The sequence below is a fragment of the Candidatus Goldiibacteriota bacterium genome (assembly GCA_016937715.1).
GTDB lineage: Bacteria > Oederibacteriota > PGYV01 > PGYV01 > PGYV01 > PGYV01.
In genome coordinates, this window is the sequence record JAFGWA010000036.1 from 21,504 (window position 1) to 43,414 (window position 21,911).

A 21,911-nucleotide genomic window follows, 5' to 3' on the forward strand; every position below is an offset into this window, starting at 1 on the left:
CGGAGGTTCATGATGGCAGAAGCAAATAAAGGACCGAAAGATATGACACCTAATCCGCTTGAAGAAGCAGAAAAGGCAAAAAAGGGCAAAGAAGAAACCGCGGCACCCGCGGAACCGGAAGCGCCCGCAGGCCCCACGCCGGAAGAGATTGCGGCGCAGAAAGCCGAAGAAGAACAAAGTTCAATAATGTGGACGCGCGCGCTTCAGGTGGCGCTATTAATCGGCGGCGCATTCCTGTTATTTTTGGGATTATCCGGTGAAAAGTTAATGTCACTGCCTGCGGTAGCCGGCGGACTTTTATTTGTGCTTGCGGCTTTTATAGGCACAAAACTTTATCCCAGAATAAAAAAAGAAAACGCTTCAAAGCTGGGTTCGGTATTAAGGTTTGTCTTATTAGGCCTGGCATCCGCGCTTGCAATATTTTACATAGTACAGCTTTTTAAGCCGTTATCACAGAAGATAAACATGGACGTAATAATGGCGGTTCTTGCCGCGTGTTTTATTCTTTTCTGCATTGAATTCATTGTCTACATGATTCACAACCCAAAGAAAATTTTATCCGACATCCTTATGTTTATAGCAACAATACTTTCAGCGGGAATGATACTTGCTTTTTATTGGCACTTTGTCGTGCCCGCAATTGTGGCTGCCGCATTGGCTATAGCGCTTGTTTTATACGCTATTAACAAAGACCCTTTAAAAGATGATGGAAGGCTTGGGTTCAGGCTTTCAATGGCTGCAATAACGCTGCTTTTAAGCGGCCTTGTGCTGGCTTATGCCGCAGGAATATTTAATTACGCCAAGCAGGAAGTTTTAAGCTACACGGAAATAACGCCGGCTTATAACACAGCCCCGAAAAACCTTGCATGGTCTAATGACAGCTGGGCTCTTGCTTATACGGTTTTTAACCCCAAAAAGGGAGAAAACACGGTTAACATTATTCACGGCCTGACAAGGGGAATAACAGAAATTAAAACCACCGACGAAAATCAGCTGCCGCGTTATCTTGACCCGCCCGTATGGAATAAAAACGGAAACCTGCTTATATTCTCCGGCGCTGAATCGGAAAACGGCGCCAGAAACATCTGGGCCGCTTCTTTTAACCTTACATTAATGGAACTGCCCGATAACCTTCGCGAGAAATACGGCGATTACACTTACAACGCGATAAAAATGAAAGAAGAAAAAAAGAAGAACATATTTACATGGTTTGGAAAGAAAAAAGTTGAACCTTTATACACAGGGGAAATAGAAACATTTGAAGACCAGGAAGCAAAATTAAAATATGAAAAAGAGCTCCGCTCCAAAGAACCTTCCGCTCCGCCCGGATTGCCCAAAACCCTTGTAACAAGTTTTGATAAGGTAATTGACATGCCGTCTAAAGCCATCACGCATAAAACCGCGTGGTCGCCGGACGCTAAAAGTTTTGTCGTTGCTGCGGCGGCAAAAGAAGATGGCGATAATAACCTTTGGACAACAGACACCGAAAAACAGGAAATGTCACAGCTTACAAAAGGATTCAATAAATTCATGCCCCTTTGGTCGCCTGACGGTTCCAAGATATTATATGTAAGCAGGATAGACAGTTATACTTTCCTTGAAGTAAAAAATGATGACGGTTCAGACGCAAGGGAATTAAATGTTAACAGGGCAAAAGACAAAGCACTTTTCCCGTTGTGGAACTCGCAGCAGAATAAGGTCATTTATATAAAAAACAATAAGTTTGTTATTATGAACGCGGATTCAACAAACGGGCAGAACCTTTCAAAAGAAACGCTTCCGGATTCGCCTTACTGGCTGACCGCGGAAAAGAAAAAGGTTATACTTAATTTCACGGAAAGCGGCGAGATATGGCGTATATGGACCATTAATAAAGACGGCAAAGGCAATAAGGAAATTTTTCAGAGAAGGTGCAATGGTTTTTCTCAGCCAAAGTGGTCATATGACGGCAAGGCAATTGCTGTCGGCGTGAATCACAAAGAAACCGGCGAAATATGGCGCCTTGACGGAACAGGCGGAAATGAACTTAACTTATTTACAACGAAAAACGCGGTAACAGAACTTGAATGGGGCCCGTCATCTGAAAGGCTTGCGTTTATAGTTAAAAAAGGCCCTGCGGAAAATACCACGTTACAGGAAATGTGGGTGGTTGACAAAGAAGCCACCAATCCATTACGTATTTATTACACAGAAAAGGGAAAGATAAGCAACATGACATGGGACCATCAGAGCAAACGCCTTGCGTTTGAAGAAACATACCACAAATTTTACTTTCATGACGACGTGACAACAATAAGAATAGTTCACGCGATAGACGGGGAATTATGGGAATTACTGCCCTATGAATTCTTCGGCAAAAATCCAGTTTGGACAGATGACGGCGATGTTATAGCGTATGTAGGCTGGAACAATTTCATAATGCCATCCATGCCCGGCATTTCAAGTTATAAGCTGTGGGCGGCAAGGGTACAGTAAGAATTTAGTTTTTAAAGTAGAGACGCAACATGTTGCGTCTGGTTTTAAATAAAAAAAGAGGCGCAGAAATGCGCCTCTTTTTTTTATCCGGCAGACGTGGGTCTTTTGTATTTCTAACGTAGAGACGTATCATGATACGTCTCGTTTTTGGTTTTTAACGGCAAGACGCAACATGTTGCGTCTCTACTTTAGAAGACAAACTTCCAATTCCCATAGGTCAATTGTGTTTATATCGCAGAGACGTATCATGATACGTCTCGTTTTTGGTTTTTTAACGGCAAGACGCAACATGTTGCGTCTGTACTTTAGAAGATCATCTTCCGTCCCTCCGTCCCTCGTATTTCCAAAGTCTAAAATCCTATTGACAACAAATTGCTAATCTGACAAAATAGTGATAATGGCATAGTAGTTCCACCAAACAAAACAGGAGAAACACATTGTTAAAAAAGACTATACTGACATTAGCAGTGTTTTTTCTGCTAAGCGGAACGGCATTTTCAGATATAGCACAAATAGGGACCACTTCTAACAACTTTTTAAAAATTATGGCTCCTGCAAAACCGGCTGCAATGGGTGAAACTTATGTTGCGCTGGCGGATGACGTTAATTCCATTCAGTATAATCCCGCCGGATTATCAAAAAGCCTGCTTTCCGGCATATCATTCACTCATATTATATGGTTTCAGGACATTGCTTTTGAAAATCTTAACCTTTCTTTTCCTTCGCCCGCAGGCACTTTTGGGTTTTCCGTCAACTGGATGCACTTTGCCGATACAATGTTTAAAACAGAAGTTGACCCCTCTTCTATAACAGGATATTCCACAGAATATGAATTCAGCCCTTACAGTTTTTACGGGACACTGGCATACAGCAAAGAATTTTCCCGCGACTTCTACATAGGCGCGGCGCTTAAAATATTAAATTACGCCATTGATCCCAATGACGACAAAGGCGCTGCGTTGTCATTTATGGCGGATTTCGGCCTTATTTATGACATGGAATTTTTAGAAGGGCTGTCCGCGGGCGTATCATTCAAGAACCTTGGCCCCGGCACTTCGTTTGTAAAAGAAACTTACCTTCAGCCGATGAACATTCTTGCCGGAATAGGTTTTGAGAGCCAATATTTTGATATAGAAGGCGGCATTGAATATTACTCTGACAACAACATAAATTACTCTGTCGGCACTAACATAACACTGTTTGAAGTCCTGAATTTAAGGGCCGGCTATAAAGGCGGCACGGTTCCGCGCCTTTCTTTTGGCGGCGGCATAGAATTCGGCGGCGCGGCAATTGATTACGCTTTTGTCCCATATACCATTGACGGCCTTGGCTACACGCACAGGGCGTCATTAACCTACAGTTTTGGCTCTCCGGAAGTGAAATTAAGGGCATATCCCGCGGTGTTCTCGCCAAATGGCGACAAGGTTGTGGATTACGTAAGGCTTCTGCCCGATGTCATGTCTCCGTCCAAAGCAAGAGCCGCGTCTATAAAAATTACCGACGCCATGGGAATAGCGGTCAGGACAGTAAAAATAAATCTCCGCAAAAAACTTTTCTGGAACGGAATGGATTCGCTTGGCATGCCTGCATCAGAAGGCGATTACTTTATTCAGCTTGATGTTGATTACGGCAAGGGTATTAAATCATCATCCTCGCCGGCAAGGGTGGAAGTGGACTTAACTCCGCCGTCTATTACTGTTGACGGCAGCCCCAAACTTGTAAAGCCGGGCAGGCTTGACACTTTACTTGTACCTGTTAATTTTAACATGTCAGCGTTTGATAAAAACGGCATAGGGCAGTGGAAGCTTGTAATCTACGGCCCGGATAACCTGCCTTTCAGGACTTATACGGGAACAGGCGACCCTATGATGGTAACATGGGACGGCAAAGACGACCTTGGTATAAACCAGGTGGACACCGGCAAAACATATTCGTACGCGCTGTTTGCGTCCGACAGTGTGGGCAACTGGGGTAAAAGCAGGGCTAAACAGGTAAAGATACTTTTCAGGGAAGTGGTTATAAACCTTTCCGCCGATACGCTGTTTGATCTTGGCAAAGCGGACGTAAAGATAGCGGTTTACAGCGACATCAAAAAGATTGCCGACCAGATTAAGGGCTATCAGAATCCCAGAATAACAGTTGAAGGGCATACGGATAACCTGCAGATGAAGCGCGGTGTTTACGCCGACAATATGGAGCTTTCAAAAGCCAGGGCGCAAGCGGTTGTTAATTTCTTTGTTGAACTCTTTGACATGGACAGGAATATTTTCAGGGTGGTAGGCTACGGCGAAAGCAGGCCGGTTGCGGATAATAACACTCCCGAAGGAAGGCGCGATAACAGAAGGGTTACAATAAGAATTTCGGGAATTGTTTATGAATAAAAAAAATATCTTTAAATTTAAGGGGAGGAAATAAATTGAGAAGAAAACAGTCTTATGACACAACGGTACAGTCGGTAGAAAGGACACTGGATATTATAGAGACTTTAAGCGCGCACAAAACAGGCGTGGGAGTAACAACTCTTTCCAAGGAACTTAAACTGCATAAAAGCACCGTGCACCGCCTTTTAACCACCTTAATGCTTCGCAAATATGTGGAACAGGACACGGAGACTTCCAAATACCGCCTTGGAATGCGTTTATTTGAACTTGGAAACGCCGTACTGTCAAAACTTGATATCCGCCAGCACGCCATGCCGTATTTAAGGCAGCTGTGGAGGGAAACCGGCGAGACAATAGGATTAGCCATTGTTGACCAGTATAAAGTCCTGTACGTTGACGTCCTTGAAACCCTTGAACGCGTTGGGGTAAAGTCCAACGTCGGCGAACGCATGCCGCTGCACGCTTCTGCCTGCGGAAAAACGTGGCTTGCCAGCCTTCCGGATGACAGAATAAATGAAGTGATAAAGCTTATTAAATTTGAACCCATGACGCCTTATACAATTGATAACGAAGCCAAATTAAAAGAAGCCATAAAACAAAGCCGCGAAATCGGATATTCCGTAGACAACCAGGAATATTCTCCCGACTTAATATCCGTGGCAGCGCCTGTAAGAAACTTCAGGGGCAGGGTAATTGCCTGCGTTGCAATTACAGCGCCCGCGTTAAGGACAGATGAAGCAAGAATAAAAGACCTTGGCGAGCGCGTAAAGGTTGCTTCACAGAAAATTTCCCAGAGCATGGGATTTAATAAATAACAACTTACAACTTACAAGTGACAAGTTGCAGCTAATAAGAGATACAGCACAGGTTTGGATTTGGTAGGCGCACCCTTTAGGGTGCGGCAGTTGAAGGAAAACATAAATAACCAAATTTAAAGACAGCTGACAAGTTACAAGTAACAGGTTACAAGTATCAGGTAATTAAGTGATTGCCTTCGTATTTACCTGTAACTTGAAACTTGTCACTTGTAATTTTTTTTAACTCTTCATTTTAACGATAAAAGGAGATTATTATGAAACATTTAAGCGGGGTTAATCTTGGCGGTTTTTTCTCTCAGGTTAAAGATGATATTTTTACCGACGGGCATCTGGATACTTTCATCACAGAAAAAGACATTCAGCAGATAAAAAACTGGGGCTTTAACTCCGTGCGCCTGCCGGTTGATAATTTCTTTTTTGAAACAGCGCCGTTCAAATATGATGAATCGCGGTTAAAAAGGGTTGATAAGGTCATTACTGACGCGGAAAAACACGGCCTTGACGTTATTCTGGACCTGCACAAAGCGCCCGGACATTCCTTTGCGTTTAAGGAAAGGGAATCTAACAACATCTGGGATAAGTCTTCCGAAAGTAACAAGCGTTTTCTTCATATATGGGACATGTTTTCAAAACGCTACGCGCAGCGCCCAAATATGCTTTTGGAACTTATGAATGAACCTGTGGCGCCTGAAGCTTCGCAGTGGAACGCTATATGCGATGATGCCATTGCCGTAATAAGAAACAACGACAAACACCACTCCATTATTGTGGAATCAAACCTTTGGGGCATGTGCAGGCAGTTTGAAAACCTTAAGAAATTTGATGACGATAACATAATCTACAGTTTTCATTTTTACGAACCCATACTTATCACTCATCAGTTTGCGCCGTGGGTCTCTTTTGTAATTTATGATATTTATAAGAAAGCCGTAAAATACCCGGGCAGGCCCGACGGTATCGGCGACGCCATAAAACTTACCGAAGAAAAAGACAATAAATTCGCGGAACTTCTGCGCGGGCAGGACAGGATGTGGGATATAAACGAACTTGAAAAAGCCATGCAGCCGGTATTTGATTTTCAGAAAAAACATAACGTGCCGGTTTATTGCGGTGAATTCGGCGTGGTGGTGCTGGCTGACCCGGAAACAAGAAAAAACTGGTTAAATGATTTTATTTCTATAATGAAGAAACACAAAATTTCCTATTCTTACTGGAGCTATAAAAATATGGACTTTGGAGTGATAGACCACACAGAACTGTATAAAGACAACCCTAATTATGACAAAAACCGTCTTGACGGAAACACTTTAAAGGCATTGCAGAATGGAATTCTTTAAGGTACTTCATAAATACAAACTTGCCCGCGCGTGTGAAATAAACACCATTCACGGCACAATAAAGACGCCTGTCTTTATGCCGGTTGGCACGCAGGCAACTGTAAAATTAATGACCCCGGAAGACATGTACGACATGGGCGTTGACGTAATTCTGGGCAACACCTACCATCTTTTTCTGCGCCCCGGAATGGACATAATGAAAAAAGCCGGCGGGCTTCATAAGTTCATGAACTGGAAAAGGCCTATTTTAACAGACAGCGGCGGGTTTCAGGTGTTTTCGCTTTCCCAGTTCAGAAAAATAACCCCGGAAGGCGTAAAGTTTAAGTCGCACATAGACGGCGCGGAACACTTTTTAACGCCGGAAAAGGTAATAGATATTCAGACTGATTTGGGCAGCGATATCATGATGGTGCTTGACGAATGCCCGCCGTATCCCGCGGAAAGAAAATATATTGAGGATTCGCTTGACCTTACTTTGGCGTGGGCTAAAAGGGCAAGGGAGTATCATAAAAGCGATACCAGTTTTTTATTCGGAATTATTCAGGGCGGCGTGCATAAAGACCTGCGCGAAAAATCCATGGAAGAACTTTTTAAAATGGATTTTCCCGGCTATTCTATAGGCGGCGTTTCAGTGGGCGAAGGCAAAGACCTTATTAATCAGGGCGTTGACTGGTGCGCGCCTTTTATGCCGGAAAACAAACCAAGATATTTAATGGGCGTAGGCACACCGGAAGATATCTGGTACGCGGTTGAAAAGGGCGTGGATATGTTTGACTGCGTCTTTCCCACGCGCATAGCAAGAAACGGCGCCGTCTATACCAAAGAAGGGCAGATATCCGTCCGTAACGGCGAATATAAAGAAGATTTCCGCCCCATGGACCCCGGCTGCGGCTGCTACGCGTGCCAAAATTATACCCGCGCCTACATCCGCCATCTGTTCAACACGCACGAACTGCTGGGCATGAGGCTGACCACTTTACACAACATTTATTTCATGATAAGATTGATGGATAATATTAGAAAATCAATATTTGAAGACCGTTACGAGAAAGCAAAAGAGGAATTTTTCAGCGTTTATAAGCTGAGATCATAGCAGTTCCGGACAGCCAAATATCCGGTAAGTGCAAAAAATGGAGGTTTTATTACTATGTTTACAACTTTACTTTTCGCAGCAGAAACAGCAGTACCCGCGGCAGGAGCAGCACCCGGCCAGCCGTCAATGATTGCGTCGTTTTTACCTTTGGTTCTTATTTTTGTGGTTTTCTATTTTATGTTTATCATGCCGCAGCGCAAAGAACAGAAGAAACTTAAAGAAATGATGGCTTCGCTTAAGGTCGGCGACAAGGTAGTGACCAACGCCGGCATAGTGGGCACCATAAGCAAGATACTTGAAAAAGACGACATCCTGGCTATTAAGTGCGGAGAAAACACCACAATTAACGTCATTAGGGCTTATGTTTCAAGAAAAATAGAAAAAGAGGACGCTTCGCCTGTACAGGCAGAAGAACCAAAAAAATAATGTCGGAATTTCGTAAGGATCCGCTTAGTAACCGCTGGATAATTACACTGGACGACAAGACCTTTATCCCCACAACCGGAAGGGCATTACCGGCGGACCTGCCCGAGAAGGATGACAACTGTCCGTTTTGCCCGGGCAACGAGGATAAAACCGGTAAAGAAATTTACAGGGTGGATTCTTCCAAAGGCGCCTGGTCCATACGGGTTGTTCCTAATAATAACCCTTATCTTCAGATAGAGACCCAGCTGAAGAAAAAAGGCGATGCCATTTACGACATCATTGCCGGCACAGGGGCTAACGAGGTAATAATAGAAACCCCGCTTCACAACGGCGGTTTTGACAATATTTCACAGGAACAGGCAGGGGAACTTATCAAAGTTTACAGGTCAAGGATGTGCGACCTTTTAAAGGACGCCCGCCTTGAATACATCCTTATCTTTAAAAACAAGGGCGCGCGCGCGGGGGCAAACCTTGCCCATCCGCATTCCCAGTTAATGGCAATGCCTGTAATTCCCAAGACAATTTCCGACGAAATGACGGAAGCGGAGCAGTATTACAAATTCAAGACCCGCTGCCCGTTCTGCGACACCCTTGAAGCGGAACTTGCCTCGCGTTCCAGGCTTATAAAAGAGAGCGAAAACTTTATAAGCTTTGTCCCGTTTGCTTCAAGGACGCCTTTTGAAGTCTGGATAATGCCAAAACATCACACAAGCCATTTCTACACCATAAACGACCCTATGTCGGCGGAACTGGGGGAATTATTAAAAGACTCCATTACAAGGGTCAACAAGGCCCTGAATCACCCGCCTTACAACTACATGATTCATACCGCGCCTGCGAAATCACCGGAAATCCCATTTTTCCACTGGCACATAGAGATTCTGCCCAGGGTAAAAAGTATTGCCGGGTTTGAATGGGGAAGCGGTTTTTACATTAATCCCACGCTGCCGGAAGAGTCCGCGGAATACTTAAGGGGGCTTTAATGCCCGTTTCTAATTCCGAAGACAGGATACTTACGGTATCAGAAGCCTCTGTAATTGTTAAAGAGTTACTTGAGGGCGGGCTTAATAACGTATGGATTAAAGGCGAAATATCAAATTATTCAACCCCTTCTTCAGGCCACGTTTACTTCACCTTAAAAGATAACGATAATCAGATTAAGGTGGCTTATTTCAGGGGCGCGTCCAAATGCAATAAATTAGGGATTGAAGACGGCAAAGAGATAATGGTTTTCGGAAAGGTGTCAGCTTACGGAAAACGCTCTGAATACCAGCTTATCGCCTCTGAAATCCAGGTGACAGGAGTTGGTGCGTTACTTGTAGAATTCGAGAAATTAAAGAAAAAACTAAGCGATAAAGGTTTATTTAAAGAAGAACATAAACGGCAAATACCTTATCCGCCGGCGCGTATCGCGATAGTTACAAGCCCTACCGGCGCCGCCATCAGGGATGTCATCAAGATTCTTAAAAAAAGATATACGCCGCTATATGTGCTTGTGTACCCGTCTTTAATGCAGGGCAATGAAGCGCCGGCGCAGATAATTAAAGCCATTAATGATATTAACGAAGACGGCAGTTTTGACGTAATCCTTTTAACCCGCGGCGGCGGTTCCATGGAAGATTTGTGGGCTTTTAACGACGAAAACCTGGCGCACGCCATCTATGATTCCAAAACGCCTGTAATTTCCGCCGTTGGCCATGAAATAGACTTTACCATAGCTGATTTTGTCGCGGACATGCGCGCGCCTACGCCTTCCGGCGCGGCAGAGATGCTTGTCCCGGACACCGCGGACATTGTCCGCAGGCTGACGGTTATAAAGGACAGAATAACATCTTCGCTGGAATCCATTGTGGACTTAGGCAGGGAACGGCTGACAAAACTTATGCAGAGATACGGCTTTAAAATGCCGTTTAAAATTTACGAAGACTCTTCGCGGCAGCTGGACGAACTTCAGATGCGTTTGAAAAAAGCGCTGTCTTACAGCGTTGAAGGTACGGAATCCCGGCTAAACCTTTTAAAAGAAAAAATGCAGCTGTTAAACCCGCTGGCGGTTTTAAAAAAAGGGTATTCGGTAGTTTATGAAACATCCACGGGAAAAGTGGTGACAGACGCGTCGCGCTTAAAAGCCGGCGATAATCTTAATATTAAAGTTTACAGCGGCGAAATAGAAGCCGCCGTCAGCAGAGTAAAAAAAGACAAATAAACGGTTTATAAAACCGGGAGGGCATAATGGCAAAAAAAGCGCAGGAAACAAAAGCGGGATTTGAAGTGTTCTTAAACGAAATAGAGCAGATAGTTGACAGCCTTGAATCAGGCGAACTGTCCCTTGATGACGCCATAGCGCAGTATGAAAAAGGGATGGCGCTGGCGGAAAAATGCGAAAAATCACTTAAAGAAGCAAAGATGAAAATAGAAATAGTAAAAAAGAAAACCGCTAAAGGGATGGAAACGGAGAATTTCGAAGACGGCGATGATGATGAAGATGAAAATGACCCCGAAGATAACGATGATGACGACGACAATGACAACAACGACGGAAAGCTTCCGTTTTAAACCGCGGCAGGTGAGACCATGAAAAAACTTTTAAACGGACTTATACAGATAACAGATGAAGCGCTTAAAGGGTATTTATCACCCAAAAAAGGGCACCCCGCGCGCATTTATAAAGCCATGCGGTACAGCGTATTTGCGGGCGGTAAAAGATTAAGGCCTGTTTTGTGCCTTATGGCGGCCAAAGCGTGCGGCCTTTCATACAAAGACGCGCTTCCCGCGGCGTGCGCGCTGGAAATGATACACACTTATTCGCTTATTCACGACGACCTGCCGGCAATGGACAATGACGACCTGCGCAGGGGCAAGCCCACCTGCCATAAAAAGTTTGACGAAGCCACGGCAATACTTGCAGGCGACGCGCTTTTAACAAAGGCGTTTGAAACAGCGCTGTCAGCTTCAAATAACAAGAAGACATCCGCAACAGCCCTTCGCGCGGCGCTTGAAATTGCCAAAGGCGCGGGTTCCGAAGGCATGGTTGGCGGGCAGATGGCAGACATAGAAAACGAAGGCAAGAAACATACAAAAAAAGCGCTTATATATATACACGGGCATAAAACAGGTTCGTTAATAACCGCTTCGGTTGCATCGGGCGCGATACTTGCCGGCGCTGACGCGAAAAAAGAAAAACTGTTCCGCGCTTTCGGCGAAAAAATAGGCCTTGCTTTCCAGATAGCCGATGACATACTTGACGAGACCGGCGATGAAAAAAAGATGGGCAAAAAGTTAAGAAAAGACAGCGGCGCGGGAAAACTGACCTGGCCTGCGGTGTTTGGCCTTGAAGAATCCCGAAAAAAAGCTTATAAATTACTCTTTGAAGCAAGGCGGATTTTAGGTAAAATAGATGGCGGCACAAATGACCTTTTTATGCTTGCGGAAATGTTTGTAAACAGAACACACTAAGGAGACGCTAAATGGCTTCATTTATTGACGGATTACAGGCTCTATGGGATGTTTTAATTGTTATAATAACTCACAAGATATTTTATACCACCTTTATTTCATGGTTTGCGGCGCAGTTTATCAAGTTCGCACTTCACCTGATACTGTGCAGAAAGATTAACTTTCACCTTCTTGTGGGAACCGGAGGAATGCCGTCGTCGCATACGGCAACCGTTATAGCCGTTACAAACGCGGTGGGAATGCATTCCGGTTATGATTCGGCGGTATTTATGGTGGCGCTGTGCTACTGCATAGTGGTAATAAGCGACGCTATGGGCGTAAGAAGGGCCGCGGGCAAGCAGGCGGAAGTGCTTAATAAAATGATGGATGAATTCGGACACCAGAAATTCTCGCCAAACCGGTTAAAAGAACTGCTTGGACATACGCCCCTTGAAGCCATAGCCGGGATTCTTATAGGCCTTTTCCTGTCCATCATTATTTATAACTGGTAATCATGAAAAAATACACCGTTTTAAACAGGGTAAACTTACCGTCAGATATAAAAAAACTTGACGCCGCGGAATTAAACACGCTTGCCGCCGAAGTCCGTTCATACATGACCGACGTTGTTTCCGTGACGGGCGGCCACCTTGCTTCGTCGCTTGGCGCCGTGGATGTCACCATAGCGCTGCTAAAATGCTTTAACGCGCCGGAAGATAAAATAGTATGGGACGTGGGGCACCAGTCATACGCGTATAAGATTCTTACTGGCAGAAAACACGCCTTTAAAACTTTAAGGCAATACGGCGGAATTTCCGGCTTTTTAAAAAGGGATGAAAGCAGGTACGACGTTTTTGGCGCCGGCCATACATCCACTTCAATTTCAGCGGCAATGGGTTTTGCCAAAGCCCGCGATGTAAACAATAAAAAGAATTATGTGACCGCCGTAATAGGCGACGCGTCGCTTGCCAACGGAATGGCGCTTGAAGCCATGAACCATATAGGTTCCGAAAAAACAGACATGCTTATAGTGGTTATAGACAACGAAATGTCAATTTCGCCCACTGTGGGCGCGCTGTCCACGCATTTAAACAGGATTATTTCCGGAAAATTCTATAATGACCTGCGCGCGTCCGCGAAAAACGTAATAGAAAAAATACCCAAAATAGGCGTGCCGGCTTCCCACGTAATCAAGCACCTTGAAGAAGGGGTTAAGTCTATTTTTTCACGCGGCATTATCTTTGAAGACCTTGGTTTTATGTGTTACGGCCCGATAGACGGGCATGACATTGAACTTCTTTGTTTCGCCATTAACAATATGAAAATGATAAGAGGGCCCAAGCTGTTGCATGTTATAACAAAAAAAGGCAAAGGTTATGAACCGGCGGAAAAGAATCCCACGCTGTTTCACGGAATAGGCAGTTTTGACAGGGAAACAGGCGAACCTGTAAAACCCAAAATATGCGGCACGGCTTATTCCAAAGTGTTCTCGGAAAAACTTGTACAGCTTGCCTCCAAAAACAAAAAAATAATCGCCATTGTGGCCGCAATGATAGAAGGCACCAATTTAACAAAGTTCAGGGACAAATTCCCGTCGCGTTTTTTTGACGTGGGCATAGCGGAAGAACACGCCGTAACTTTTGCGGCAGGCCTTGCCGCGGATGGTTTTAAACCGGTCGTTGCAATTTATTCCACCTTTATGCAGCGGGCTTACGACCAGATTATTCACGACACGGCAATGCAGAAACTTCCGGTAATCTTCGCGCTTGACCGCGCCGGTATTGTCGGCGAAGACGGCCCGACGCACCACGGCGCTTTTGACATCGCGTTTATGCGTTCCGTGCCCGGTATGGTGGTAATGGCGCCTTCGGACGCGGCAGAGCTTGAAAAGATGCTTGAAGCCGCCGCCGCTTATAACGAAGGGCCGGTAAGCATCAGGTTTCCCCGCGGCGATTCATGGACATTTGACGCCAAAGACAATAAACCCGTAAAAATAGGCAAAGCTAAAATTATTAAGAAAGGCGGTTCGCTGACAATTGTGTGCCTTGGGCATCCGCTGCCGGAAGTAATTAAAGCCGCGGCGCAGGCGGAAAAAAACAAAAGGGTTTCAATAGAAATTATTGACGCGCGTTTTGCCAAACCAATTGACGTTAAAACTATCCTTGCTTCCGTTGCAAAAACCGGGAAACTTATAACGGTGGAAGAAGGCGGAATAGAAGGCGGTTTTGGACAGGCGTTAATATCAGGCCTTCATCAGGCGGGGCTTAACAAATTTGAATCGCGTATAATTGCCATGCAGGACCGTTTTGCCGCGCAGGGAAAAATGAACATAATAAAACATGACTGCGGGCTTGACAGCGGCGGTATTTTAAAAGAAATTAATAAGATGCTTTTTAAAAGCAAATAAGGGGTTAATTTTATGCTTTCGCGGATAAAGATTCAGAATTACGCGCTTTTAAAAGAGGTTGAAGTGGAATTTCACCCCGGCCTTAATATCTTAACCGGCGAGACCGGCGCGGGCAAATCCATTATAATAGGCGCTCTTGACATCGCGCTGGGCGAACGCGGATACGTGGAAAACATCCGAACAGGCGAAGACAAAGCCGTAATTGAAGCCGTGTTTGATTTAACCAAAAATTCAGCTTTAAAAGCGCTGCTTAACAGCAAACTTGACGGCGCGGGAATAGAAACTTCAGAAGACACCCTTGTGATAAAAAGGGAGATAAACCGCAGTTCCAAAGGCAGGATATTTATCAACAACAACGCGGCTTCGCTGTCGCTTTTGCAGGAAATAGGGGTAATGCTTATAGACATTCACGGCCAGCACGAACACCAGTCGCTGTTAAAAAGCGAGGTTCACATAGGATTACTTGACGCCTATGCGGCGTCCGCCCCGCAGGTAATGAAAGTATCGGAATTATACGCGCGGTTTATGGAAATTGAGAGCGAAATAAAAAAGTTAACCGCGCTTGAATCTGAAAAGCAGGAAAAACTGGACATCTTAAATTATAGAATCGCGGAACTTACAGACGCGGCGCTGGTGTCGGACGAAGAAATGGAAGCCTTAAACGCGCGGCGCGAAAAAATGGCGCATTCTGAATCGTTAAAAACATCCGTTAATTCAATAATTAAGGCATTATCCCCGGCCTCAGCTGATTTAGAAGGCGACGGGGCGATAGAACTTCTGGATAAGGCAAAAACCCACATTGAAGAGGTGGGTGAAATTGACAGAAAAGCCGCGCAGGAAATAATAACCATGGTGGACGACGCGCTTATTAAAGCGGAAGAAGCCAAAAGTTTTTTCCTTGAATACGTGGACACCATAGAATTTGACAGGGACGCGCTTGCCGAAACCGAAGAGCGCATTGAACTTATTGAGACTCTTATGAAAAAATATAAAAAAGACAGCGTGTCGGCGCTTATGTCCTACGCGAAAGAACTGGAAGAGGAAAAGAAAAAAACAGAACTTAATTCAGACACCATATCTTCCCTGGAAGCGCAGAGAAAAAATGTCCTGAAAGACCTTTCCGCAAAGTGTATCGCCTTATCAGAACTGCGCCATAAAAAATCAGCCGAACTTGGCAAAAAGATAGAGGATGAATTAAAAGGGCTTGGGATTTCCAAAGCTTCTTTTGAAGTAAGGGTAACCGAACCCGAAGCCGAAAACAGCCGTATATTTGTTGACCTTGCCGGAAAAAAAGTAAAACTGTCCGCCGACGGAATAAATCAGGTGGAATTCATGATATCGTTAAACGCCGGCGAGGAATTAAAACCGCTTGTAAAAGTGGCTTCCGGCGGCGAAGTTTCCAGGATAATGCTTTCAATTAAAAATATACTGTCCGGCGCCGATACAATTCCTGTCCTGGTCTTTGACGAAATAGACACAGGAATCAGCGGCAAAGTGGCGCAGGCAACAGGAAAAAAGTTAAAAGAAATTTCAAAAAACAAACAGCTTATCTGCATCACGCACCTGCCGCAGATAGCGGCTTTTTCAGACGTCCATTATTCCGTGACAAAGGGCACACAGTCCGGAAAAACACACACGGCTATTAACCGGCTTTCGCCCGAAGAAAAAGTGACAGAAGTGGCTAAACTTTTAAGCGGCGAAACCGTTACAGACGCGTCGCTTAATGCCGCGCGCGATTTAATAAATGAAGCCGTATAGCGCGGGCGCGCCATGGCTGTAATTCTTTCCGTTATATCCCTTATTTTATTATTTCTATTTATACTTACCGCGCCGCCCACGATATATTTCGGCGACAGCGGGGAACTGGCAGCCGCGGCATATAATCTTGGCATCGGGCACCCGCCCGGGTATCCTTTATTCACGCTTATGGAAAAACTGTTTTCATATCTTCCGGCGGGCGACATTGCTTTTAGAATGAATCTTATGTCAGGCTTTTTTGCCGTGCTTGTTTTTATAATGCTTTATTTTACCGTCAAAGAGTTTATATCATACGCGGGGCTGCTGCGGGGAAAGCCGGCTTTTAAAGAAACCGGCAGCGTATTAAATTTTACGGCGGTAATTACATCCCTTATTTATGTTTTATCGGGTATTTTTTGGGAAGTAAGCCTTAATATCAAGGGCGGAATTTATACAATGGCGCATTTCGGGTATGTGCTTGCGCTATATTCGCTTATCAGATACTTATCAACAAAAAAAATAAAATGGTTTTACTTTCTTGCATTCACCTGCGGTTTATTGCCTGTTTTTCACCAGACCACGCTTGTCCTGGTAATTGCCGTATTATCAGCCGCCCTTTTCGCCGGCAGGGGAAAACTTAAACCGGGCAGCATTATCGCGTCTTTCTTTCTTTTACTGACCGCGGCCGCCACCCCTTATCTTTATCTGTTTATAAGGCATTCACCGCATTCATCCGTTGTATGGTTTGAAATCAGCACATTTACCGATATTATGAACCACATACAAAGAACGGCATACTTAAATGCCGTTTCTGTCCCTTTATCATTAAATTCCGCCGTATTAAAAACAACCCTGTACATACAGCAGCTTTTCACACAGTACAATGTTTTTTTAATCCCCGTTATAATCGGATTTATTGCGGTTTTTAAAAACAATAAAAAACTTTTTTTTGTATCCGCCGGTTTTATCCTTGTCAACTACTGCGCCCTTATTTATTTTACCGACAATACTTTTTCGCCCGTATTCATTTATGTTAACAGGGCTTTCTACCTTTTAAATGACATAATACTGATTATCATCGGCGGCGCGGGGCTTTATTACGCCGTAAATTTACTGAAAGAAAAACAGGGGATAAACAGTGTTTTTTCGCTGTCGCTGGTACTTGTTATCCCCGTGATACAGCTGCTTTCAAACTTTCCCGCAAACAATCACGCGCGAAAATTCTTCGCTTATGACCACGCGGTTAATATCATGAAAACATTAAAGCCGGGTGATATCTTATTTTCAAAAACAGATCAGCCTTCCTTTAACATCCAGTACCTGCATTATGTAAAAAATAAATACAGGGATATCAAAGCGTATGATGTTAACGGCAATGTGCTTGACCATTCTATTTACAGCCATATACCAAGGCGGGCATTGACAGCCCAAATGCAGAAGGGCATAGAGACAAAAATTGTGCTTGATAATCCCGGCAAAGTTTATAATTTTGACCTTATGGCGTACCCGGAACACGATTTATACACAGCCAAATACGGCATAATAGGAAGCGTCACTTTAACGGGCAAAAGCATTCCCGGCGACAGCGCCGTTATGAAACTTATAACTTTAAGGGATTATTTTACCGGCCATAAGCTTGATTATTTCTACAGGGAAACCATAGCCAGGTATTTCTGCCGGCTTGCCCAATATGCCATGCGTGACAATGACGGCGAAAAAGCGCGCATGTACTTAACCGAAGCGGAAAAAGCCGCTCCCGATGCCGCCGTTATCATAAAACTTATCGCTTCCGTTTACTTTTATGACGCCAGGGACCTGCCGGCAACGTTAAGTTATCTGGAAAAAGCCGTGCTTATGGACCCTTATGACTTTCAGGCAATACGGCTTATGGTCTTTATCTACAGCAAAGCCGCGCCTCCGGCGGTGCCGCAGATGATTAAATGGCTGGAATACGAATACAGGCATCAAAGCAGCGCTCAGCGCAGAGCGGAAATTGCCTCAAAAATATCGGTTCTAAAATCCGGCGGGATGATAGATCCCCGGTAATAAGCCTTATTCCGCCCGAATAATAAATTACGGTTTGCAATTTACAATTATCCTTCACTTTGTTAATATGTTTTAACTAATTTAATCATGGAGGAAACAAACTGTGACTGTAAAAGAATTTCTTAAACTTGACAGCGAAATCAGAAAAAAAACATCCTGTGCGGCGCCTTCCTGTTTTATAAGTTTTTCTGATGATGATAAGAAATGTGCTGCCGCGATGGAAGCGGCAAAAAAGGCGCTTGAAAGCGATAAAGAAGACTGTGACGCCCTTTTATTAAAAGGCAAACTGCTTGCGTCATCGGGCAATTTCACAGAAGCGGAAGAAAATTTTAAAGAAGGCCTTCATTCCACAAAAGATAAAAACCTTTTTCTTTTCTGCATAGCCGATATACAGTACAACAGGGGAGATATAGAAGAAGCAAAAGCCACAATAAAAACAGCTTCCGCCGATTATCCGTACATATCTTTAATGCTTGGGCGCCTTTATTTTTCTTCTGATAAACTTGAAGAATCAGAGAAAGAATATAAAATGGCAATTTCCGGAATAAAAAAATGCGCGGAAGCGCACGTCGGCCTTGGCGGCGTCTATGTCACATTGGGAAACTTAAAAAAAGCCGCCGCCGAACACAAAGCGGCGATACTTATCAACCCGGAATATTCGGACGCGCGTTCCGGCAAGGCATGGATATGTTATTTTATGAACGATTTTAAATCCGCGGAGAAACACTTCCTTAAATCCGCTGAAATAAGCCCCAATCAGCCTGACAATTACATAGGGCTGGGCTGGGTTTATTACAAACTTGGCCGCTATGACGACGCTAAAAAAGAATTTTTAAAAGCCGCGGAAATGAATCCCAAAGACCCCGATGCTTTTATAGGGCTTGGCTGGTCGGATTATCAGAAAAGGTCTGTAAGCAGGGCCAACCTGCTGGACGCGGAAGGTTACTTCAGGAAAGCGGCGGAATTAAACCCGCAGTACGCGGACACCCACATAGGGCTTGGATGGGCGTGTTCGGAGCTTGACAGGTTAAAAGACGCCGAAAAATCATTTTTAAAAGCGCTTGAAATTCACCCTGAATATGATGATGTTTACGTGGGCCTTGGCTGGGTGCATTACAAAAACAGAAAATTCGCGGAAGCGGAGAAAAGTTTTAAAAAAGCCGCGGAATTTGATTCAAAAGACCCTGATTCTTATGTGGGGCTTGCGTGGACCGCCTTTATGCAGGATAAATATAAAGATGCCGAAAAATATTTTTTAACCGCGCTGAAAAATAAACCGGGTCACAAAGAAGCCTCCGCGGGGCTGGCTGAAGTTTACCTGAAAACAGGAAATAAAGCCAAAGCAAAAAAATATCTTGGTAAAATCAAAAGCCCTGATACAAAAATAAAATACGGAAAACAGATTTAAAACCTATTTTTTAAGGTCTTTAAGTATTTTTTCCGCGTCTTCCCGCTGCTTAAAATCGGGCTTCTTTAAAAGCAGTTCGTTAAGCGCCGCAATGGCTTCCTGTTTTTGACCCAGCGTCGCCGCCGTAACACCTATGTTATAAAGGCATTCGTAAAAATCCGGCTTAAATTCAAATGACCGTTTGTAATGATAAAGGGCGTTAGTATAATCACGGTTTCCGAATAATATATTTCCCAGTGTAAAATTAGCCGTCGCGGAAAGCTGTTTGTCATACATCTCTATTTTTTCAAGCATAGGCATAATTTTATCGCCGCGGCCTGTTTTAAGATAAAGGTCAAGCAGGTTGTTATAAAACAATGCGGTGACAGGGGCGCGTTTTACCGCCTGAATATAATCTTCTTCCGCAAGCGTAAAATATTTCGGGTCCTGTATTTCGCCAAGAAGGGCATGAACCCTTCCCGAATTTCCCCAGTAATACGCGTTCATGGAATTTAATTCAGACCCTCTCTTGTACGACTTTTCCGCCATTAACAGCAGTTTTACTTTGGACTCTTTATCCTGATACATCATGGCAAGCCGCTCGTAAGCCAGCCCAAGATACACATGGTACTTAACCTCACCCGGGCATTTTTCAACGGACATTTCATGCTGTTTAACCGCAAGGTCCCATCTGTTGTGAAGGGAACCGTAAAGTTTGCCCATATTGTAATTGACATCAGCGCTGTAAACGTTATACGCCTTAAAACATAAAAATACTGACAGCACCGCGGCGCCGCACATAAGCGCCGGTGCAAAAAGCCCCGCTTTTTCGCGGTCATAAAGTTTTATTACGGCAGCCGGAAGCCTTTTTACCGACGCGTAATCCAAAGCGTGTATTGCCATTATCAGGTAGAAAGTGGTATTGATGGCGGCGACGCCAAAGCTGAACATATTCTGAACAAGGTAACCGACAGACGCCGCAAAAAGGCCAAGAGAAAGTATCCTGTAGTTATACTCTTCAATTCTTTTAAAAGACCTGTACCAGGAAAGCAGATAGAGCCATATCATCATCAAGTAAATTCCAAGGCTTATAAGCCCCATTGTGGCGGCGATATTTAAAAGTTCGTTATGCGCGGTCCTTGACGACACATTGGCGCCGTCAATCTGAGCGAAGTCAGACCCTTCGTACGCGGGAAAAACCGCTTTAAAGGTGTCAACCCCAAAACCAAGTACCGGTTTATCCTTAATCATTTTTACCGCGGGAATCCAGATATGAAGGCGCGACTGCTGTAAACTGCCCGGAATATCGGCGATTGAAGATACAATTCTGTTTGTGGCGTCTTTGCCGGCTGTTAAACTTAATATCACGGCTGCCGCAAGCACTGCAGATACCGCGGCAATCCATATTTTATGCGAACTTACTGCTTTTAATATACCGCCGCTGTTCAGGCTGCTGTTTTTAAGAAACACTTTTATTCCATATATCAGAAATACCATCATTGAAAAAACAAAACCTAAAAACGGCCCGCGGCTCTGGGTTCCGAATAGCGCGATATATTCGCCCACAAACAGCAGCCCAAGAAGCGCCATGTAGCCTTTTTTGCCCGCCTTTGCCGCCTGAATAAAAAACGCGACAGTAATCGGAATCACCATAATAATAAATGCGCCCAGAAAGTTCGGGTTTCCCATACTGGCAAAATACCGCCCTTTAATCACGGAAGCATCACTCCACTTTATAAAATCATACCCCGCAAACTGCATCAGGGAATATACTGTGATAAACAATCCCGACAAAGCAATTGTTAAAGCCGCGTAATTTACCTGTTTTTTTGTTTTTATAAACTGCGTGGCGATAAAATACAGCGCCACATAGTTCAGGTTGGAAAGGGAACCCGCGAAGTTTTCATACTCGCCGCGGAAACTTAAATGCGGCGAAAAGCTGGTAAAGGTAGTGACGATATTCATCAAAGCCCATAAAAGCATCGGGATGTCCAGCACCATGGGCTTGTATTCAATGCGCCCTTCGCTGAATATCTTAACAAGCCAGGTGCCAAGCATTAAGGATGTTAATATCCTAAGCAGGGTAAGCTTCGGCATTTCAAACTGGTCGTATGACTTTATATTAAAGTAAAGCGGCACAAGAAAAACCGCCGCCATCAAAAGCCAGAATATAATATTTCCATAAACATCCGGTTTAACCGGCAAGTTGTTATCTTTAATGTGTTTGTCTTTAGCCATTTTCTCCTCCGTTTTCATATCCTTTAAAATTCATAACAGTATAAATACTGTTTAAATATTAGTCAATTCAAATAAGTTCTTAGCATAGTCTTAGCATGGTTTTGTCCTCGTATCGGTTTGTCTTTGTAGGGACA

At 44.2% G+C, this 21,911-nt stretch carries 16 protein-coding genes; 15 read left to right on the forward strand and 1 reads right to left on the reverse strand.

Annotated features, from left to right (window positions below):
• The first annotated feature begins 12 nt into the window (after window positions 1-12).
• The 15 genes from JXR81_04465 to JXR81_04535 all read left to right on the forward strand — a co-directional run bounded on the left by JXR81_04465 (window position 13) and on the right by JXR81_04535 (window position 19,560).
• The gene (locus JXR81_04465) at window positions 13-2,475 is read left to right on the forward strand and encodes a PD40 domain-containing protein (protein MBN2754102.1); all 2,463 of its coding nucleotides are present in this window, start codon (window positions 13-15) and stop codon (window positions 2,473-2,475) included.
• Window positions 2,476-2,912: 437 nt separating this feature from the next.
• Window positions 2,913-4,856: a PorV/PorQ family protein gene (locus JXR81_04470; GenBank protein ID MBN2754103.1), complete on the forward strand. Its 1,944-nt coding sequence runs from the start codon at window positions 2,913-2,915 to the stop codon at window positions 4,854-4,856.
• A 35-nt stretch (window positions 4,857-4,891) separates the two neighbouring features.
• Entirely contained in the window at window positions 4,892-5,671 is a 780-nt protein-coding gene (locus tag JXR81_04475; protein ID MBN2754104.1) for an IclR family transcriptional regulator, read from the forward strand.
• Window positions 5,672-5,928: 257 nt separating this feature from the next.
• Window positions 5,929-7,011 carry a glycoside hydrolase family 5 protein gene (locus JXR81_04480; GenBank protein ID MBN2754105.1) on the forward strand — a complete coding sequence of 361 codons (1,083 nt, stop codon included), beginning with the start codon at window positions 5,929-5,931 and terminating at the stop codon, window positions 7,009-7,011.
• Entirely contained in the window at window positions 6,998-8,104 is a 1,107-nt protein-coding gene (gene tgt / locus JXR81_04485; protein MBN2754106.1) for a tRNA guanosine(34) transglycosylase Tgt, read from the forward strand. Before JXR81_04480 ends, tgt begins: the two co-directional genes overlap by 14 nt.
• Before the next feature lie 54 nt (window positions 8,105-8,158).
• Complete coding sequence (gene yajC, locus JXR81_04490; protein MBN2754107.1) at window positions 8,159-8,530, forward strand: preprotein translocase subunit YajC; 372 nt, start codon at window positions 8,159-8,161, stop codon at window positions 8,528-8,530.
• Window positions 8,530-9,513 carry a galactose-1-phosphate uridylyltransferase gene (galT, locus tag JXR81_04495; protein ID MBN2754108.1) on the forward strand — a complete coding sequence of 328 codons (984 nt, stop codon included), beginning with the start codon at window positions 8,530-8,532 and terminating at the stop codon, window positions 9,511-9,513. Before yajC ends, galT begins: the two co-directional genes overlap by 1 nt.
• On the forward strand, window positions 9,513-10,733 hold the full coding sequence (gene xseA, locus JXR81_04500) for an exodeoxyribonuclease VII large subunit (protein ID MBN2754109.1): 1,221 nt from the start codon (window positions 9,513-9,515) through the stop codon (window positions 10,731-10,733). The genes galT and xseA overlap by 1 nt, the downstream gene beginning before the upstream one ends.
• 26 nt (window positions 10,734-10,759) lie before the next feature.
• Window positions 10,760-11,083 carry an exodeoxyribonuclease VII small subunit gene (xseB, locus tag JXR81_04505; GenBank protein ID MBN2754110.1) on the forward strand — a complete coding sequence of 108 codons (324 nt, stop codon included), beginning with the start codon at window positions 10,760-10,762 and terminating at the stop codon, window positions 11,081-11,083.
• 18 nt (window positions 11,084-11,101) lie between these two features.
• Entirely contained in the window at window positions 11,102-11,983 is an 882-nt protein-coding gene (locus tag JXR81_04510) for a polyprenyl synthetase family protein (GenBank protein ID MBN2754111.1), read from the forward strand.
• Window positions 11,984-11,994: 11 nt separating this feature from the next.
• Entirely contained in the window at window positions 11,995-12,474 is a 480-nt protein-coding gene (locus tag JXR81_04515) for a divergent PAP2 family protein (protein MBN2754112.1), read from the forward strand.
• 2 nt (window positions 12,475-12,476) lie between these two features.
• The gene (locus JXR81_04520; GenBank protein ID MBN2754113.1) at window positions 12,477-14,369 is read left to right on the forward strand and encodes a 1-deoxy-D-xylulose-5-phosphate synthase; all 1,893 of its coding nucleotides are present in this window, start codon (window positions 12,477-12,479) and stop codon (window positions 14,367-14,369) included.
• A 12-nt stretch (window positions 14,370-14,381) separates the two neighbouring features.
• Window positions 14,382-16,127: a DNA repair protein RecN gene (gene recN / locus JXR81_04525; GenBank protein ID MBN2754114.1), complete on the forward strand. Its 1,746-nt coding sequence runs from the start codon at window positions 14,382-14,384 to the stop codon at window positions 16,125-16,127.
• A 12-nt stretch (window positions 16,128-16,139) separates the two neighbouring features.
• Window positions 16,140-18,152 carry a DUF2723 domain-containing protein gene (locus JXR81_04530; protein ID MBN2754115.1) on the forward strand — a complete coding sequence of 671 codons (2,013 nt, stop codon included), beginning with the start codon at window positions 16,140-16,142 and terminating at the stop codon, window positions 18,150-18,152.
• 103 nt (window positions 18,153-18,255) lie between these two features.
• Complete coding sequence (locus JXR81_04535) at window positions 18,256-19,560, forward strand: tetratricopeptide repeat protein (protein ID MBN2754116.1); 1,305 nt, start codon at window positions 18,256-18,258, stop codon at window positions 19,558-19,560.
• 3 nt (window positions 19,561-19,563) lie between these two features.
• Here the strand turns inward: JXR81_04535 and JXR81_04540 are convergent, their stop codons facing one another.
• Window positions 19,564-21,777, reverse strand: a complete 2,214-nt coding sequence (locus JXR81_04540; GenBank protein MBN2754117.1) for an O-antigen ligase family protein — start codon at window positions 21,775-21,777, stop codon at window positions 19,564-19,566.
• Window positions 21,778-21,911 lie beyond the last annotated feature (134 nt).

Coding starts and splice junctions, on each gene's coding strand:
- yajC (MBN2754107.1), top strand. CDS start 8,159: ATGTTTACAACTTTACTTTTCGCAGCAGAAACAGCAGTACCCGCGGCA.
- JXR81_04540 (MBN2754117.1), bottom strand. CDS start 21,777: ATGGCTAAAGACAAACACATTAAAGATAACAACTTGCCGGTTAAACCG.
- xseB (MBN2754110.1), top strand. CDS start 10,760: ATGGCAAAAAAAGCGCAGGAAACAAAAGCGGGATTTGAAGTGTTCTTA.
- JXR81_04480 (MBN2754105.1), top strand. CDS start 5,929: ATGAAACATTTAAGCGGGGTTAATCTTGGCGGTTTTTTCTCTCAGGTT.
- JXR81_04465 (MBN2754102.1), top strand. CDS start 13: ATGGCAGAAGCAAATAAAGGACCGAAAGATATGACACCTAATCCGCTT.
- JXR81_04530 (MBN2754115.1), top strand. CDS start 16,140: ATGGCTGTAATTCTTTCCGTTATATCCCTTATTTTATTATTTCTATTT.
- tgt (MBN2754106.1), top strand. CDS start 6,998: ATGGAATTCTTTAAGGTACTTCATAAATACAAACTTGCCCGCGCGTGT.
- galT (MBN2754108.1), top strand. CDS start 8,530: ATGTCGGAATTTCGTAAGGATCCGCTTAGTAACCGCTGGATAATTACA.
- JXR81_04515 (MBN2754112.1), top strand. CDS start 11,995: ATGGCTTCATTTATTGACGGATTACAGGCTCTATGGGATGTTTTAATT.
- JXR81_04520 (MBN2754113.1), top strand. CDS start 12,477: ATGAAAAAATACACCGTTTTAAACAGGGTAAACTTACCGTCAGATATA.
- xseA (MBN2754109.1), top strand. CDS start 9,513: ATGCCCGTTTCTAATTCCGAAGACAGGATACTTACGGTATCAGAAGCC.
- JXR81_04510 (MBN2754111.1), top strand. CDS start 11,102: ATGAAAAAACTTTTAAACGGACTTATACAGATAACAGATGAAGCGCTT.
- recN (MBN2754114.1), top strand. CDS start 14,382: ATGCTTTCGCGGATAAAGATTCAGAATTACGCGCTTTTAAAAGAGGTT.